A 16,789-nucleotide genomic window follows, 5' to 3' on the forward strand; every position below is an offset into this window, starting at 1 on the left:
AGCCCGAAAATGTTCTCAGGGTATGAAGAAGAAAATCACAGTTGACGTCGTTTCTGATGTCGTTTGCCCTTGGTGCTATATTGGTAAAAGACATTTGGAAAAAGCCCTGGAGGAATTACCGGAACTGGAGGTTGAGGTCAATTGGCATCCATTTCAACTTGATCCCACAGTGCCCGAAGAAGGGGTCAATAAGGTAGAACATTATACCAATAAATTCGGAAGCATGGATCGCTTTGAGATGCTTTCGCAGCGGGTTTTACAGGCTGGTGAAAATGCCGGAATTGCATTTGATTTTGACCAAATTGAACGTGTTCCAAACACATTGAAGCTTCACAATTTGCTACACGAAGCCCAAAAGGAAGGAAGAGCTACTGAGCTTAAAGGTTTTCTGCTCTCTTCATATTTTGAGAAAGGAAAAGACTTGAGCTCGGTTGATGTGATTGTAGAGCTCATGGAAGAATTTGGCTGGAGCTCATTACGAACCCTTGAAACCTTAGAAAATCAGGAAGCCAGTTATTGGGTTAAGCAGGAAATCAGGCACTATCAGAATCTGGGTATAAGCGGTGTTCCATTTTTTATTATTAATCAAAAGTATGGGCTGAGCGGAGCTCAACCGTCTGAGGTTTTTGTAGAGGCTTTGGCCGAGGTCTCAAATAAAATCAAAGAAGAAGAGGCTGATGCCTGCTCAATTGATGATCCGAATTGCTAAATTCGGATTCATTAATTGTATAAAGTTTGAAAAAGCTATTTGCGGGTTTTGCGATTCTAATTTTGCTGAATAGCTGTTCAGTTCAAAAGCGTTTCTCAAAGATTTTACCACAGAATCAGGGTTTTCACCAAGGTTTCATTTTCATTGATTTTGAGACGGGAGATACGCTCTTTCAAAAAAATGCAGATAAGTATTTTGTGCCAGCTAGTACCACAAAGCTTTTTACGCTTTATTCAGCCACCCATTTTCTTCTGGATAGCCTTTTGGCTTTTCAATATCTTGAAACACCGGATACTCTTTATGTAAGAGGAGCTTTTGACCCTTCTTATCAACATCCTGATTTTAAAAGAGAATACCCGGTTTTAACAGGAAACAAGCCCATTGTTCTTGATAACAGCCTTTACATCGGACCGGCATACGGGCAGGGCTGGATGTGGGACGATGCAGCAGATAATTACCAGGTAGCTCTTTCGGCTTTTCCTGTTTATGGGCAGTTGCTGAAAGCCGAAAAATCTGAGGAAGGGCTACATTTTGAACCAGATTTTTTTGAGAAAACCGACCAAGATCTTGAAAAAATTATTCCATTAGGCAAAGGTTTTGAAATTGAGACTTTGGCCATTGGCGAAAAGGTTTCCTTTCCAATGATCATGAATGATCAATTGCTTTCAGGTATTCTTAGTAAAGACTTGGGAACAAATGTTTCAATAGGCGAAGCACTGAACGTAGACTCTTATAAAAATCAATATTCTGTATCTCTCGATTCGGCGTTGATCTATATGATGCACCGAAGTGATAACTTCTTTGCGGAACAATTACTTCTTCAATCGGGTCTGAAAATGTTTTCGGATTCCATCAATACCGGAAAAATTATTGAGCGACTTCTTCAGAACGAATTAATGCATCTTCCTCAAAAACCACGTTGGGTTGATGGTTCGGGACTTTCAAGGTATAATTTGTTTACTCCAAAAGACCTCACAACAATTGTCAGCCTAATAGAAAATGAGTTGGGTTTTGAACGTCTGAAAACTTTTTTACCGACCAACGGCTTAAATGGAACCATGAAGACATTTGCCGAAGAAGAAGCCCCGTTTATTTATGCTAAGTCGGGTTCTATGAGTGGAGTTTATAATTTGGCCGGGTTTATGAAAACCGACAAAGGCAGGCTGTTGCTTTTTGGGGTAATGAATAATAATTTCACTCAGTCCGTGAGCAAAACCCGTTCTGAAACAGCGGATTTCCTGATTGAGGTAAAATCAAGATTTTAGTTTCTCCTCACTCCTGGAAAACTAGCCGTATTATTATACTCACGGAGGCACATCAAAATCTGGTAGGTGAGATCATAATCAGAAGCCTCCAGAATAAATCCATCGTCGAGTTTACAGTAGTTCATAAACTCTGTTAAGTCGGGTTCGGTCAGTTTTGTAATGGTGGCCACCTTCCCTTTGTTATAGCGAAGGGTTATGTAAAAACGCTTCAGATCCTGGTATTCAAGCTCGGCGGCTTTACGGCGGTTTTTGCCTTCTTTGCTCCAGAGATCATACAAAGCATCAATGGAAATTCCGGCTCCTCCACCTAATCCTCCGCTGCCACTGAGCTGAACCAAGTTTCCCATGATATCACGTTTCATAGTGGCGGAATTATGTGGGTTTTCCAGAAACTCTTTGATTTCACGCTCAATAGTCTCCGTTCTTTTGTCTTTGACAACCACCTCAGCCAGCCCAATGGCGGTTTGCTCAATTCCCACAACCAAGTCCTCAATGGATTTGTCCCAGTAGACGGCCTGCCTACCATATCCAATTCCGGTAATTATTAATGAATCGCCCTCAGCGGCTCTTATGTAAAAATCGCCTTCTGCATTCGTGACCACCACATGGCTTGTTCGTTGATTTGTCACGGTTAATGAAGAGATGGGTTTGCCGTTCTCTTGATTAACTACTTTACCAAAAACCGACCATTGCTTTTGGGCCACAGCCCAATTGCAGAGCAGTAAAAGTGTAATCAGAAGTACATTTCTCTTAGACAAGTGATTTATGAGGTATGAATGATTCCATTGATGACGAAATAGCGGAGGTTACCGTTTTCGGTCAATGCGAAGTTAGCCTTTTTTTCAAAGGCTAAACGATCTGTATCGCCTACTTGTTCTTGATACTTTGTTAATATTTCTGAAAAGTCGGAGAGGGGCTGAACCGTGAGGCCGGTTCCGTCAAAAGTTTCGATTCCGAAAAAAGTGCTCAGGTCGCCAAGGTCTTCCACCGAGCTTTCAAGAGTATATGAACTGGCATCTTCGTTATTTTTTTCATTGAGGTAAATACCAATATCGATGGCTTGCCCTTGGTATTCAACATTTTTTATCAGCAGGTCAAAAAGACATTTGGTGTTGAGCGGAATCGCTTCGTATTCTTCCAGCTTTCTATCTGTATAATTCTGTTTTGCAATGGCTTCCAATGCTATTAGGATCACCAGAAAATTGAGTTTTCTCAACTCCATTTTCTCCCTGTTTTGGCCGTTTCCACCACTTTCGATCAAAATCAGGCTGCTACCCCATTTTTGTATATTATCACCGAAGGCTCTGGGTTCAAATTCATCAGAAAAGCGACCCACTTTTCCTGGAATCAATGATTGAAGAACATCATTCATTTCACAAATTACCTGCATGGCCCGTGTACGGTTTGGGTTCCACTCACAGGTGGTGTTATAGGCAGTGGCCAAAAATGCGATGGAAGCCTGGTTTTCAGTTTGGCCGGCTGCCCAACGGACGTCCTGATCATGGAGATTGAAAGAAAAGGCAGGTTTTAGTTCATCCTGCATTTTTTTGAGAAGGCGACTTTCAGGGCAGGCCAAAGCAAGAGCATCGCGGTTCATGTCAATCTGCTGAGCGGTTCGCCGTATAAACCGCTCGGCCCCGTCGGGGTTGAGCATCGGGATAAAATGCAGTTCCAGCGAATTGAGAAGAAGTTCTGTAAACTCGTTTTTGATTTTTGCGAAAAAATGAAACAGATCAAACAAGGCCATCGTGGCCGTGGCCTCATTGCCGTGCATTTGTGACCACAGCAAAATCTTGACAGGTCCATTTCCCCAACGGAACTTATAGATGTCCTGATCTTCAAAGGACTGACCGATCACTTCCTTTTTCAGAGAAGAGGCCTCGATCAATGGCAAAAGATCGCGGTGTTTAAACCGGCGGTGCGTAAAAAAGGGCTCTTTGACTTCTTCGTAAATATTCAGGATTTCCGCAGGGCTCACGTTCTGTTCTTATATTTATTCTTCAAATTAAAGGATGATTTTTGGCTTTTGGCAGAATCTCCGGCACACCTTTCAAATTTATCATCATGATTGAGAATTATCTGGAAAGTATCCGCAAACAGTTTGAGTATTACAAACAATTGGGTGAGCGAACTTTTGATCAACTAACTGAAGAAGAGCTTTTCTGGCAATTTAATGAGGCCAGTAATTCTATCGGCATAACTGTAAATCATCTGTGGGGCAATATGCTCTCCCGCTGGACAGACTTTCTGACATCAGATGGAGAAAAGGATTGGCGAAACCGAGATGCTGAATTTGAGGATGAAATCAAATCAAAAGACGAATTACTCAAAAAATGGGAAGAAGGCTGGGCCTGCTTGTTTGAGGCGTTGGATTCTGTAAATACGGAGAATTTCAATCAACTCGTTTATATCCGAAATCAAGGCCATACCATTACGGAAGCTATAAATCGACAACTGGCTCATTACTCTTATCATGTTGGTCAAATCGTTTATATCGGTCGCATGATCAGAGGTGATCAATGGCAAAGTCTATCGATCCCAAGAGGCGACTCAAAAGCCTATAATGCCGAAAAGTTTGCTACAGAAAAGAAACGCGGACATTTTACGGATGAGTATTTAGGGAAGAAATAATTAAGGTTTGGAGAAAAGGCTGATTTCTACGACTCTTAATTCAAAACCAAACTCACTGTGCTTCCTGAAAGGGCATATTCTTTCACCTTCCCAAGGCCACGGTGTTTGACCGTATAGCCTTTATTCTCCAGAACTGGCAGGGCATCTCGCAGGGTCATTCCAGTGACATTCGGCAGGCCATTATCTTCATCCAGTTTTTGCCAAACCAGACTGTCATTTTTTACTATAGCGGCTTTGAGTAGTCCGTCTGCTTCTGGCTCTACTGGCAGATTGAGTTCTTCAGCGATTTCCTGCAAATCGGTTGAGATTCCGGCTTTTTGCTGCAGAGCTAACAACCTTCTTTCCTGCTGTTTTTGTTGAGCCGGGTGAATTTTCACATCATAGGCAAAGACCTTATCGGCGATTTCCCGGAAAACCGGAGCACATACTTTGGAAGCGTACATCCCAAAACCTTGAGGAGCATCTATCACCACCACGCAGGTGTATTTCGGATTGTCGGCTGGGAAAAAGCCCATGAATGAAGTGTAATAACGACCTTGCTTGCTGTAGCCTTCGCTGCTGAGCTTTTGAGCGGTTCCGGTTTTACCGGCCACTTTGCAGAAACCATTTTTAATGCCTGATCCGGTGCCGTTTTCCACCACACCTTTCATCATGGCCTTGGCAGCTTCAATGGCATCTTTTGAGGCAATTCTACTGCTGCTTTTTCGAGGCTCATATCGCTCTATGATCTGATTCCCTTCTCTGATTTCTTTGACCAGATATGGCTCTACCCAGTAGCCATCATTGGCCACGGCATTATAGAAGGCCATCATTTGAAGCGGAGCGATTGAAGACTCGTAGCCAATGCTCATCCAAGGTAGCGTAGATCGGCTGTAGGATTTGTCCTGCGAGTTTTTGAAGTACGGTTTTTTCTCGCCTTTGAGCTGAAAGCCAACGGGTTTGTCAAGGTTGTATTGGCTGATATAATTGACATAATTATCAATGCCTTTCATCCCGAAAACCTTCTCAATGAGCTTATATACGCCAATATTGCATGATTTCTCAAAAACTTGTCCAACCGTAATATCACCGTGAACATGATCGCAGGTGAATGGCAGGCCGTGATGCATAATTTTCCCGTTACAGTTGGCGGCGTAATCATCCAGCGAAAGGTTTCCCTCCTCAATTACTGCCATCATGGAAGCCAGTTTGAATGTTGAACCCGGATCGGTGGAGCTCAGAACGGCATGATTCATATCCTCAAGAAAATGAACCTCCCCGTTGCGTTCCCGACGACTTAGGTTGGTGATGGCTTTTATTTCTCCGGTTTCAATTTCCATCAAAATTGCCGAGCCATATTTGGCATTAGTGCTTTCTACTTTCTTGCGAAGTGCACTCTCCACAATATCCTGAAAATTGACATCAATTGTAGTCACCACATCCATGCCAGGTTTGGCTTCGGAATTACTGTTTGATTCAAGAGGAAGCTTTACGCCACCGGCCAGTCGCTTCACCAAAGCTTTCCCGTTTTTACCTGCCAAATAGGCATTATAAGAGTATTCTATTCCGAAAAGCCCCTTAGTTTTCGTCTCGCGATCCAGGCTGCCGATGGTTCGCATGGCCATGCTGTTAAAAGGCAATGAGCGGGTAGGAACGGGTTCAAAAATTCCACCACCCTTAAACTTACCCTCCCTAAAAAGCGGCAGTTTTTGTAATTCTTCTTTTTCCTGGTGAGAGATCCGGCGGTTTACCACACGCAGGTATCTTCTTTTGGGGTCTTTTCTACGTTGGCTGATCAGCGACTTATATTCCTGCCTGCTTTTGTCTTTGAAAAAACGGGACAGCATCATACTCAGTGAGTCAATACTATTGTCAAAAAGCTCATCACTGGCCTGATCGGTGTCAAGGCCCATATAATAATGGGGAACTGAGGTGGCCAGCAAGCTTTTGCCATCGGAACCATAAATGTTGCCACGCATGGCAGGGATTTCCTCCTCAAAAATCAGGCTACGTTCTACAGATTTATTGACCAGCTCCTCATTGCTTTGAATTCTCCAAATACCCCAAACGATAATAACACCGAAGAGGCTAATACCTATAAATACCCGAAGGGAGTGGCTTTGAATTTGACTCTTGATACTGCTCATGACCCTAGTTTTTAGCGATGATTTTTACAGGTGGTTCCACATTGCGATGCAGTCCACGGCCCTCTAAAGATTCAGAAACCTGAGAGTGCTTACTTTTTACCATCACAGCAGATTTGTGTGAAATATAAGACGCTCGTTTTTCCTTAATCTGCGTCTCGGCTTTAGTCAAATCCCTGAAAAGGGTTTCAATATTATGTTGAAAAAAGATATAAATAAAGACTAAAAGGAAGGCAAAAAGAGCCTTTTTGAGCATTTCCGTAGGAAAATCCTCTGTCATTTCCAGCTTTTCAGCCAGCCATTCAAAAAAATTGAGACGATTTGTAAGATGGGTAAACGGCGATTCTTTCCGTTGACCCCGGGGAGTATTTACAGCCATGATTATTAGGAACGTTTAATTAAAAACGATTAAGCAATAATCAAATGTAATCAAACCCAGTAGAAAAACCCAAGCTACCTGAGAGTATCCTCAACAACAGATTTTTGACGGTCTAGGAAAGTAGGTGAAAAGGTTCCGGTTATTCTGGCTTTTCTGCTATGCGTAATTTGGCACTACGTGATCGTGGATTGCGTTGCAATTCTTCATCACTGGCTGTCTTCGGTTTTCGGGTAACTGCTTCTAGCGGCTTCATGATATTGCCATAAAAATCTTTCTCAATTTTGCCGTCAATATGCCCACCGCGGATAAAGTTTTTAACCATGCGGTCTTCCAGCGAATGGTAAGACATAATCACCAGTCGACCTCCGGGGTTGAGAAGCTCGGGTGTTTGTTGAAGAAATTCTTCTAATACTTTCATTTCTTCATTGACCTCAATACGAAGGGCCTGAAAAACCTGTGCGAAATATTTGAATTCCCGATGTTTTGGAGCTACAGATTCCAAGATGTTTTTCAATTGGGCAATGGTTTCAATCGGGTGGCTCGCCCTCCCCATTTCTATAGCCTGAGCCGCCGTGCGGGCATTTTTGATTTCGCCATACATGCCCAAGATTTTATGCAATTGCTCTGCAGAATATTCATTGACCACCTCTTTCGCTGATAGCCCTTCTTTGTTATTCATCCGCATATCCAGCTCGCCATCAAAACGAGTAGAGAAACCTCGTGTAGGTTCATCAATTTGGTGAGATGAAATGCCGAGATCGGCCAATATGCCATCTACTTTTTTGACCCCGTAAACGCGAAGAAACTTTTTGATATGCCTGAAATTCGCCTTTACAAAAACCAGATTTTTATCCTCAATTTTATCGGCATTTGCCTTGGCATCATCATCCTGATCAAAGGCATAGAGCTTACCCGTGGTTAGTTTTTCCAGAATGGCTTTTGAGTGTCCGCCACCGCCAAAAGTAACGTCTACGTATAGGCCATCAGGTTTAATCTGGAGGCCGTCAAGACATTCCTGCAGCATTACGGGTACATGGTATTCCGTATTCTCCATCGGGTTTGTAGAACTTTCTCTCTCGTTCATTATGTTTGCAAAAGTAGTCAAAATGCCTTTAGACCATCTCACATGAAACCGACATGATTGAAATAGGCATTAAAAATAATGAAATGATTATTTCAATCATCAAAGGTCGCATGTGACCAAAGAAATTAATAGTAATGAACACATGAAAAAATTGATTCTCCTTTTCCCGTTCCTGGGTTTATTGTTCTCCTGTTCTGAACCAACCATCGATCTTGATGGGTTATGGCGTGCCAGTGTGCCAACGGTTATTGGGGAAGTACCTTTTCATCTGAAATTTGAAAAGGCGGGGGATGGAATTCATGTTTATGCTGTCAACGGAAAAGAGGTTCTGGAACTGGATGAGCTATCTTACCGGAATGACTCGCTGGTAATTTCAATGGAGGTTTTTGATGCTGAAATTATTGCAAAGCAAGATGGGGATGAACTCAAAGGCATCTACAGCAAAAAACTCGGGAATCTTGATACCAGATCAGGGGCTTTTTATGCCAAAAAAGGAATAGAACAGCGTTTTGATGGCGAACCTGGTACCGCAAATGTCTCTGGAAAATGGGCGACCACCTTTTATGAAGAAGAAGGAGACTCCTATGCGGCAATAGGTTTGTTTGAGCAAAATGGAGCTGAGGTCAATGGAACATTTTTAACCACCACTGGTGATTATCGTTTTTTGGCCGGGAATGTAATTGGCGATAGTCTCAAAATGAGTTGCTTTGACGGCACTCACATTTTCCTGTTCAAAGCCAAAATAGAGGGTGATAGTCTTAAAGGCGGTCGTTTCTCCAGCAGTTTGCTTTATCAAGAAACCTGGCTGGCGGCGAAAGACGAAAACGCTGAACTTCCCGATGCTGAGACCTTGACTTATCTGAAGGACGGGTATGATTCCATTGAGTTTGCATTTCCGAATGAGAAGGGTGAAATGGTTTCATTAAAGGATGAAAAATATCAGGGTAAAGTGGTGCTGGTGCAAATTTTAGGAAGTTGGTGCCCAAACTGCATGGATGAAAGTAAATTCTATGTCAAATGGCTCAATGAGCACCCCGATGCTCCGGTGGAGATAGTTGGTTTGGCTTTTGAGAAAAAGACCGATCCTGAATTTGCTTTTCCGAAAATTCAGAAAATGAAAGAACGTTTCGGAATGGATTACGAGGTGTTGCTAGCTGGCCTCAATTCAGGGAAAGAAGCGGCCAAAGCTTTGCCGATGTTAAATCATGTCATGAGTTTCCCGACCACTATTTATGTTGACAAGCAAGGGAAGGTACGGAAAATACACACTGGTTTTTCCGGGCCGGGTACTGGTGAATATTATGAGAAGTTCACCGAGGATTTTGATCGATTTATGGAGAAGCTTATCGCTGAAGAGGTTTAACCCAAAAACCGAGCCCTGTAATTCAGGGGCGTTGTATTTTTCAAACTCTTAAACTGACGGTTGAAGTTGGATAGATTGTTAAATCCACTTTCATAAGAGACCTCCGAAACGCTATGATGATCTTTTTGTAATAGTTTACAGGCGTGTTCTATTCTGATCTCGGTCAAAAAAGTGCTAAAGGTCTTACGTGTTCTCTTTTTAAAATAACGGCTGAAGGCCGATTCACTCATATTGGCCAGCGAGGCCACGTCACTTAATTTGATATCTTCGTTGAAATTCTGCATAACGTGCTCAAAAACCTTTTTTATGCGGTTTGAATCCTGATGATTAGTGAGCTGCATCGGGTCGGTAGTCAGAAAAGTCATGTCCTCGGCTTTGCTGAGCTCATTTAAAATTGAAAGGAATAATAACAAACGGTCGAGGCCTTCCGTTTTTGAGAGTTTTGCAAAATCCTTTTTGAGGCTCTGGGCTACATTTTCGTGAAAGAGTATTCCGCGTTTAGCATTAATAATCAGATCCTGAATTTTCTTGTTTTCCGGTGCATCAAGAAAATTGTCACCCAAAAAATCTTCGTTAAAGTGTAACACTGTTGATCGGGCCATTTTCTTAGGATTACCTTCATAATAGTCACCGTAATTTTTATAGTAGTGTGGCACATATGAACCGATCATTGTGAGGTCGCCCGGTGAAAATTCCGTGATACTGCTCCCGATATATTTTTCTCCTTCGCTTTCCTGAACTAATACAATTTCAACCTCCGGATGGTAGTGCCAAGGCGTACCAAAATAGGGGCACTCCTGCTCAAAGAGATTGAACGAATAGTCTAAAGGATTGGATATTTTTAATAACTGAGGTTTCACGATCTGAGTTTTTTTTGACCAAAAGTATAAAACTGTTGCTAAAATAGTATTAGATCGATCTCGAAAATTTCTATTTTTTTAACCTTTGCTTTCGTAGATTTGTCAAAAAAGAACCAAACCTATTGATGAAAAAACTAAATTATCTACCCCTTTTGGGCTTACTTTTTTGCATTGCAATGCCCTCAAAAGCTCAATTAACAGCTCAAGAGAAGGCCGATGGCTGGAAAATGCTCTTCAACGGAAAGAACCTGATCGGCTGGAATCAGAAAAATGGAGAAGCTAAATACGAAGTGAAAGATGGAATGGTGATCGGCACCACTGTGGCCAACACTCCTAACTCTTTCATGTGTACCAACGAAACTTATGGTGATTTCATCCTTGAGCTAGAGCTCAAAGTGGATGAAGGAATGAACTCCGGTATACAGTTCAGAAGCTTGTCAACTCCTGAATTTAATAATGGTCGGGTTCATGGGTATCAGATGGAAATTGACCCTTCTGACAGGGCCTGGTCGGGTGGAATTTATGATGAGGCCCGCCGCGGTTGGTTATGTATGCCGGAAGGACGACCTGAAGCTAAGAATGCTTTCAAACACAATGACTGGAACTTGTACAGAATTGAAGCCATCGGCAATACCATCAGAACCTGGGTGAATGGTGTTCCAATCTCACACCTTGTGGACGATATGACTCCGGAGGGCCTTATAGCTCTTCAGGTTCATGGAATCTATGGCGATATGCACGAGGGTATGCAGATCCGATGGAGAAACATCAAAATTAAAACTGAGAATCTGAGGCCTGCTCCTTACGATAATGTTCCTGTAGTTAATATGTTGAAAAACGACCTATCTGCTCAGGAGAAAGCTCAGGGTTTTGAGATGCTTTTTAATGGTAAAGATTTTACGGGTTGGAGAGCCGTGAACAGTCAGGAAATGAGTGGAAAAAGATGGAGTGTGGAAGATGGCGACATTGTGATACACAAATCTGATGGCTCTGAAACCGGAAATGACATCGTGACCAAAGAGCAGTTCAGTGCTTTTGAACTGAAGTTTGAATTTATGCTTTCTGAAGGAGCAAATTCAGGTATAAAATACTTTGTGAATGAAGATTTTGATAGCGGTGGAAAGAGTGGCATTGGACTAGAGTATCAGGTTCTCGACGATGAAAAGCACCCGGATGCAAAGATGGGGGCTGTTGGAAACCGTACGCTGGCTTCTTTGTATGATTTGATTCCGTCAGGTGATCAGAATCCGCGTTTCAAAAAGAAAATCGGCGAGTGGAATCAGGGCCGTTTGGTGGTGATGCCTGATAATACCGTACAGCACTGGCTAAATGGCTTTAAAGTAGTGGAGTACGTGCGTAAAAGTAACATTTATGATGCTTTGGTAGCTCGTAGCAAATACCAGAAGTTCGAAGGTTTCGGTGCGGCAGATCAGGGCCCAATTCTTCTTCAGGATCACGGCGATGAGGTACATTTTCGTAGCCTGAAAGTGAGAAAACTTTAAGAATTAATACCTATTGAAATAATGGATAATACAAGAAGAGAATTTATTAAAAAGTCGCTGATGGCCGGTGTCGCCACCGGAATTTCGGCGTCAAGTTATGCCCGGATTATCGGGTCAAATGATAGGGTAAGAGTGGGTTGTGTTGGTTTTTCAGACCGTCACCGCTCGTCTCATGTATCCAGCTTCAAAGCCCTTCAAAAAGAAATGAATTTCGAGATGGTGGCTGTTTCAGATATCTGGAACAAACGCCGTGATGAAGGTCAGGCTTATCTTCAGAAAGAGCTAGGCAGCAAGGTGACCAAATTCATGAATAACGAGGAGCTGTATGCTTCCAATTCTGTGGATGCCGTAATGATTAGTACGGCTGACTTTCAGCATGCCTTACATACTATTGAGGCGGTGCAGGCCGGCTGTGACGTATACGCAGAAAAGCCTCTGGCTGAAACCATGGAAGACAACCGTGCGGTGTTAAAAGCAGTCAAAGACAGCGGTAAGATCGTGCAAATAGGTTCTCAAAGACGAAGCGGTGCGAACTATCATGCGGCGGCAAATTACATCCAGTCGGGTAAATTTGGTGATATCGTGATGGTGGAGTTGATGTGGAATGTCAACCAGCCCGGCCGCTGGAGAAGACCAGAATTGGTTGCGAATCTCAAAGAAAGCGACGTGGACTGGAAGCGATATCTGATGAACCGTCCATACGAAGATTTTGACCCAAGAAAATATCTGGAGTATCGTCTTTTCTGGCCGTATTCATCAGGAATACCGGGTCAGTGGATGAGTCACCAGATTGATACCGTACACTGGTTTAGCGGTTTGCCTCACCCAAGAAGTGTGGTGGCCAATGGTGGAATTTACCAATGGAAAGATGGTCGTAGCAATGCGGATACCTTAACGGTGGTGTTTGATTACGGTCCTTTAGATGACCTATCAAAAGGCTTCCAGGTGCAGTTTACAAGTAGATTCTCAAACTCAGCGGGAGGGACAAAAGAGCTGTATTATTCCAACGGTGGAATGATCAATCTGGATACCAACGAGATTTCTGACAATGGTGGCCTTACACAGAGGATGGCTTCTCAAATGGGCATGAAAGAAAACCGTTTGACACCAATGACATTAGAAGGAGAGAAAGTAGAAACTGGTGCCAATACTGGGGGCGACTCACTCACCCTGAATCATGTTAGAAACTGGATGGAATGTGTGCGTTCGCGTAAAAAGAACAATGCACCAATTGAGGCTGGATATCAGCACTCTATAGCCACAATCATGTCAAACGCTGCTTACCGAACTGGTCAGCGGGTAACGTTTGACCAAGTTAATCAGGAAGTTTTAGCGGGAGGCGTTCCGTTTAAATATTGATGAATAAGTTTAGGTTAATAGCAAAGACCCGTCTCAGCAGAGGCGGGTTTTTTGTTTGGAGAAAGTTTGTACTTTCGGCATTGAAAATACTTTAACATGAACAAATACCTTCTTAGCCTTCTTACAGGCTTCCTTGCATTTTCATGCCAACCGAAGGCAGAAAACGAATCAACCACCGAAAAGCTAGACTGGTGGAAAGAGCTGGTCATCTATCAGATTTACCCGCGAAGCTTTAATGATACCAACGGCGATGGAATCGGTGACCTGAACGGGATCTACGAAAAGCTGGATTATTTGAAAGACCTCGGCATCGATGCCATCTGGATGTGCCCGTTTAACAGTTCACCTAATGCCGATAATGGCTACGATGTTAGCGATTACCGCAATATTCAGCCGGAGTTCGGGACTATGGAAGACTTTGATAAACTGCTCAAAGGCATGCATGACAGGGGGATTAAACTGGTGATGGACGTGGTAGTGAACCACAGCAGCAATGAGCACGAATGGTTTAAACAATCGCGTAGCTCAAGGGATAACCCTTACCGCGATTATTATCACTGGTGGCCGGCCGAAAAAGGAAAGCCGAATTACCGCTATAGTCTGTTTGACCCGAAGGGTGATGCCTGGAAATATGACTCCACCACAAACGCTTATTACCTCCATTATTTTTCGGAACAGCAGCCGGACTTGAATTGGGAGAACCCAAAAGTGCGTCAGGAAGTGTATGACATCATGAAATTCTGGGCAGAGAAAGGCGTGGATGGTTTTCGCTTGGATGCCTTCCAGTTTGCCGCCAAAGACACCACTTTCCCGAAATTACCCGATGGGTATGAGAAGAATTTCTTTGAGTACTATGCGGTGCAGGATGGTCTGCATGATTACCTCAAAGAAATGAACGAGCAGGTATTCAGCAAATACCCTGTGATGAGCGTTGCCGAAGGAGCCGGTCGTAATTTTCAGGATGCCCATGATTTGGTGGATGCCAGCCGAAACGAGCTCAATATGGCATATGCTTTTGATGGCGTGGATGTTGCTCAATACGGTGGCTATGAATTGAGCAAAATGAAGCAAGTGTTCTCTAAATGGGATAGTGCCTTTGCTGATCAGGGCTGGCTTTCCGTTTTCCTTTCTAACCACGATCAGGCCCGGATGGTAAGTCGCTGGGGTGATGATTCTCCGGAGTTTAGAGCACCGTCCACAAAAATGCTGAATACCTTTATTTTAAGTATGCGGGGTACGCCGTATTGTTATTATGGAGACGAAATAGGTATGACCAATATTGATTTCCAGACCATAGATCAATACCAGGATATCGCCGCCAAAAACAGCTATCAAAAAGCGATGATGGAGGGTGAGTACATGGAGCTTTTCATGAGAAAGCTCAATTTCTCGTCCCGCGATAATGGCCGTACGCCTATGCAATGGAACACTTTTCAAAATGCAGGTTTCAGCACTGGAAAACCATGGTTGCCTGTGAATGAAAATTATAAAACCATCAATGTGGAGGCTTCGCAGAATGACCCAAATTCCATTCTGAATCACTTCAAAAAGATGGTGAAATTGAGAAAAGAAAACCTGGTTTTGATTCATGGTACTTACGAATTGTTCGCTAAGGAGCATCCACAGATTTATGCCTACACCCGTACACTGGGACAAGAAAAAATGTTGATACTCCTCAATTTTTCGAAACAAGTAACTTCACTGAAACTTGATGAGAACCTTGCCCTCGAAGAGGTTTTGGTCAATAATTATGAGAATGTTGATCTAGCAAATGGTACTGTGAGCCTGAAACCTTATCAGGGTATGGTTTTCAGGTTAAAATAGACGTCATCTCCGAATAGCCACCAAGACTTCATGTATCACTAAGAATAATCTTTGTGCTACTTTGAGTCTTGGTGACTTAGTGGCGAAAAATAAGAGGGTTCATTTTTATTCGAAATTCAAAAATCCAACGTCAGCTGCCGTCCCTCTATCTCATCCGCAAATTCAAGATTGGAGAGTGTGACTCCCATGAGACGAACGCCTTTGTTCAGAGGTAAAAGAGCATTGAGTAGCTCGTAGGCCATATGGCCAATTGTGTTTTGATCCATGATTAGCAGTTGTGAAGTTCGGCTTCGGGTGATTTGCTCAAAGTCCTGGTATTTGATTTTCAAGGTCACCGTTTTGCCATAGGCTTTGCTTCGCTGAAGCCGTTTTTGAAGCTCTTCCAAGATAATGTCCAATTCACGGTAGAGGTCGTCAGGCTCGTTGTAATCTGTTTTGAAGGTATTCTCCACGCCTACTGATTTTCGGATTCGCTCGGGGTTGACCTGACGGTGATCTTCTCCCCGGCATATTTCATAATAATATTGTCCGGCCTTTCCGAAATGGTTGACCAAATACTCCAAGCTCTTCTCTCGTAACTCTTTGCCGGTAAAAATGCCCAGTTTTACCATTTTCTCAGCCGTCACTTTCCCGATCCCAAAAAAGCGTCGAACCTCCAGTTTCTCTACAAAAGCCTGAGCCTGATGCGGTTTGATCACAAACATTCCATCTGGCTTATTGACATCAGAAGCCGTTTTAGCCAGAAATTTATTGAAAGAAACTCCAGCAGAGGCTGTAAGTTGAGTTTGTTCTTTAACCTTCTGACGAATTTGACGGGCGATTTCTGTAGCTGTTTCAATGCCTTTCAGATTCTCTGTAACATCCAGATAGGCTTCGTCGAGCGAAAGCGGTTCAATGAGCGGAGTGTATTCCGCAAAAATCTCCCTGATTTGGTTGGAAACCCTCTTATACTGATCAAAACGAGGCTTAACAAAAATAAGGTTAGGGCAATGTCGCTTCGCTGTAACAGATGGAAGGGCTGATTTTACCCCGAATTTGCGGGCTTCATAACTTGCTGCCGCCACCACGCCTCGCTGTGCACTGCCGCCCACGGCCACTGGTTTACCACGCAGTTCCGGGTTATCCCTTTGCTCTACTGAAGCAAAGAAGGCGTCCATGTCGATATGTATGATTTTACGGAGGCGTTCCACCTAGTAAACCATTTTAAAAGTAGAGGTCAGGCCAGCATCGGGCAATATTTGCAGAAGGTGGTGTTTCGTATGTTCAATATAGTCCTTCATGATAAACTCCAGTGTAAAAGGTCCGGCATTTTCAATGGTCAAAGTGTTCTGTAAAGTGCTCTCGGGAGTATTTTCTATGAGATGAGCAAGGTGTAGATTGATGGCCCGCCAGAGGTCAATTAATTGTAACCAGTTTGCTTTTTGGTAGGCTTGGAGCTCCACCCACTCGTCCTGATGATATCCAGGTAAATCCTGTCCGCCAGTTTCCATGGTTTTAACAAACTTGGTTTGGTTATTGGTAGCGGAGTCTATCAGATGACCTAATATTTCCTTTTTACTCCATTTCTGAGGACTTGGTTTGACCGAAGCTTCGGCCTCGGAAACCAGCTTTAATGTCCCTATTTGGCTGTTAATCAGCTGTCTTAATCTTTCTGCGGTTTCTTGCATCGCAATGCTTATTTTTGTCGGAA

General features: G+C 43.2%; 15 protein-coding genes. 7 read left to right on the forward strand and 8 right to left on the reverse strand.

Annotation, left to right across the window (positions count from 1 at the left end; translation table 11 throughout):
* The first annotated feature begins 22 nt into the window (after nt 1–22).
* Nucleotides 23–709, forward strand: coding sequence for a DsbA family oxidoreductase (locus AFM12_RS08655; protein ID WP_082391254.1), 687 nt, complete (start codon nt 23–25; stop codon nt 707–709).
* Between the two features lie 26 nt (nt 710–735).
* Nucleotides 736–1,974: a D-alanyl-D-alanine carboxypeptidase gene (locus AFM12_RS08660; RefSeq protein WP_055146713.1), complete on the forward strand. Its 1,239-nt coding sequence runs from the start codon at nt 736–738 to the stop codon at nt 1,972–1,974.
* Here AFM12_RS08660 and AFM12_RS08665 read toward each other — a convergent pair.
* Together AFM12_RS08665 and AFM12_RS08670 are read right to left on the reverse strand one after the other, a co-directional pair.
* On the reverse strand, nt 1,971–2,732 hold the full coding sequence (locus AFM12_RS08665; RefSeq protein ID WP_131458264.1) for a carboxypeptidase-like regulatory domain-containing protein: 762 nt from the start codon (nt 2,730–2,732) through the stop codon (nt 1,971–1,973). The genes AFM12_RS08660 and AFM12_RS08665 overlap by 4 nt on opposite strands.
* 5 nt (nt 2,733–2,737) lie before the next feature.
* Entirely contained in the window at nt 2,738–3,952 is a 1,215-nt protein-coding gene (locus AFM12_RS08670) for a M14 family zinc carboxypeptidase (RefSeq protein WP_095533207.1), read from the reverse strand.
* Nucleotides 3,953–4,038: 86 nt separating this feature from the next.
* On the opposite strand from AFM12_RS08670, the gene AFM12_RS08675 reads away from it, so the two are divergent.
* A complete protein-coding gene (locus AFM12_RS08675) occupies nt 4,039–4,605 on the forward strand; it encodes a DUF1572 domain-containing protein (RefSeq protein WP_055147861.1) in 567 nt (188 codons plus the stop codon).
* Nucleotides 4,606–4,640: 35 nt separating this feature from the next.
* Here the strand turns inward: AFM12_RS08675 and AFM12_RS08680 are convergent, their stop codons facing one another.
* The 3 genes from AFM12_RS08680 to rsmH all read right to left on the reverse strand — a co-directional run bounded on the left by AFM12_RS08680 (nt 4,641) and on the right by rsmH (nt 8,191).
* Complete coding sequence (locus tag AFM12_RS08680) at nt 4,641–6,731, reverse strand: penicillin-binding transpeptidase domain-containing protein (RefSeq protein ID WP_055146719.1); 2,091 nt, start codon at nt 6,729–6,731, stop codon at nt 4,641–4,643.
* Between the two features lie 4 nt (nt 6,732–6,735).
* The gene (locus tag AFM12_RS08685) at nt 6,736–7,107 is read right to left on the reverse strand and encodes an FtsL-like putative cell division protein (protein WP_055146722.1); all 372 of its coding nucleotides are present in this window, start codon (nt 7,105–7,107) and stop codon (nt 6,736–6,738) included.
* A 139-nt stretch (nt 7,108–7,246) separates the two neighbouring features.
* On the reverse strand, nt 7,247–8,191 hold the full coding sequence (gene rsmH, locus AFM12_RS08690; protein WP_229308477.1) for a 16S rRNA (cytosine(1402)-N(4))-methyltransferase RsmH: 945 nt from the start codon (nt 8,189–8,191) through the stop codon (nt 7,247–7,249).
* Between the two features lie 142 nt (nt 8,192–8,333).
* Between rsmH and AFM12_RS08695 the strand changes: the two genes are divergently transcribed.
* Complete coding sequence (locus AFM12_RS08695) at nt 8,334–9,554, forward strand: peroxiredoxin family protein (RefSeq protein ID WP_055147867.1); 1,221 nt, start codon at nt 8,334–8,336, stop codon at nt 9,552–9,554.
* Here the strand turns inward: AFM12_RS08695 and AFM12_RS08700 are convergent.
* A complete protein-coding gene (locus AFM12_RS08700) occupies nt 9,551–10,414 on the reverse strand; it encodes an AraC family transcriptional regulator (RefSeq protein ID WP_055146725.1) in 864 nt (287 codons plus the stop codon). The two genes, AFM12_RS08695 and AFM12_RS08700, sit on opposite strands and share 4 nt — an antisense overlap.
* 125 nt (nt 10,415–10,539) lie before the next feature.
* Here AFM12_RS08700 and AFM12_RS08705 point away from each other — a divergent pair, with 125 nt between their 5' ends.
* The 3 genes from AFM12_RS08705 (at nt 10,540) to AFM12_RS08715 (ending at nt 15,099) form a co-directional block, all read left to right on the forward strand.
* On the forward strand, nt 10,540–11,916 hold the full coding sequence (locus tag AFM12_RS08705; protein WP_055146729.1) for a 3-keto-disaccharide hydrolase: 1,377 nt from the start codon (nt 10,540–10,542) through the stop codon (nt 11,914–11,916).
* Nucleotides 11,917–11,937: 21 nt separating this feature from the next.
* The gene (locus AFM12_RS08710; protein ID WP_055146732.1) at nt 11,938–13,275 is read left to right on the forward strand and encodes a Gfo/Idh/MocA family protein; all 1,338 of its coding nucleotides are present in this window, start codon (nt 11,938–11,940) and stop codon (nt 13,273–13,275) included.
* Nucleotides 13,276–13,371: 96 nt separating this feature from the next.
* Nucleotides 13,372–15,099: a glycoside hydrolase family 13 protein gene (locus AFM12_RS08715; protein ID WP_082391255.1), complete on the forward strand. Its 1,728-nt coding sequence runs from the start codon at nt 13,372–13,374 to the stop codon at nt 15,097–15,099.
* A 116-nt stretch (nt 15,100–15,215) separates the two neighbouring features.
* Here the strand turns inward: AFM12_RS08715 and dinB are convergent, their stop codons facing one another.
* Both dinB and AFM12_RS08725 read right to left on the reverse strand, forming a co-directional pair.
* Nucleotides 15,216–16,289, reverse strand: a complete 1,074-nt coding sequence (gene dinB / locus AFM12_RS08720; RefSeq protein ID WP_055146735.1) for a DNA polymerase IV — start codon at nt 16,287–16,289, stop codon at nt 15,216–15,218.
* Nucleotides 16,290–16,766: a DinB family protein gene (locus tag AFM12_RS08725; RefSeq protein ID WP_055147873.1), complete on the reverse strand. Its 477-nt coding sequence runs from the start codon at nt 16,764–16,766 to the stop codon at nt 16,290–16,292.
* Nucleotides 16,767–16,789: the final 23 nt, after the last annotated feature.

The organism is Jiulongibacter sediminis, from assembly GCF_001306455.1.
Lineage (GTDB): Bacteria > Bacteroidota > Bacteroidia > Cytophagales > Spirosomataceae > Jiulongibacter > Jiulongibacter sediminis.

What these genes read in the sequence shown, in the direction of transcription:
- AFM12_RS08710 (WP_055146732.1), top strand. Translation starts at nt 11,938, where the DNA reads ATGGATAATACAAGAAGAGAATTTATTAAAAAGTCGCTGATGGCCGGT.
- rsmH (WP_229308477.1), bottom strand. Translation starts at nt 8,191, where the DNA reads ATGAACGAGAGAGAAAGTTCTACAAACCCGATGGAGAATACGGAATAC.
- AFM12_RS08725 (WP_055147873.1), bottom strand. Translation starts at nt 16,766, where the DNA reads ATGCAAGAAACCGCAGAAAGATTAAGACAGCTGATTAACAGCCAAATA.
- AFM12_RS08655 (WP_082391254.1), top strand. Translation starts at nt 23, where the DNA reads ATGAAGAAGAAAATCACAGTTGACGTCGTTTCTGATGTCGTTTGCCCT.
- AFM12_RS08705 (WP_055146729.1), top strand. Translation starts at nt 10,540, where the DNA reads ATGAAAAAACTAAATTATCTACCCCTTTTGGGCTTACTTTTTTGCATT.
- AFM12_RS08680 (WP_055146719.1), bottom strand. Translation starts at nt 6,731, where the DNA reads ATGAGCAGTATCAAGAGTCAAATTCAAAGCCACTCCCTTCGGGTATTT.
- AFM12_RS08715 (WP_082391255.1), top strand. Translation starts at nt 13,372, where the DNA reads ATGAACAAATACCTTCTTAGCCTTCTTACAGGCTTCCTTGCATTTTCA.
- AFM12_RS08695 (WP_055147867.1), top strand. Translation starts at nt 8,334, where the DNA reads ATGAAAAAATTGATTCTCCTTTTCCCGTTCCTGGGTTTATTGTTCTCC.
- AFM12_RS08685 (WP_055146722.1), bottom strand. Translation starts at nt 7,107, where the DNA reads ATGGCTGTAAATACTCCCCGGGGTCAACGGAAAGAATCGCCGTTTACC.
- AFM12_RS08675 (WP_055147861.1), top strand. Translation starts at nt 4,039, where the DNA reads ATGATTGAGAATTATCTGGAAAGTATCCGCAAACAGTTTGAGTATTAC.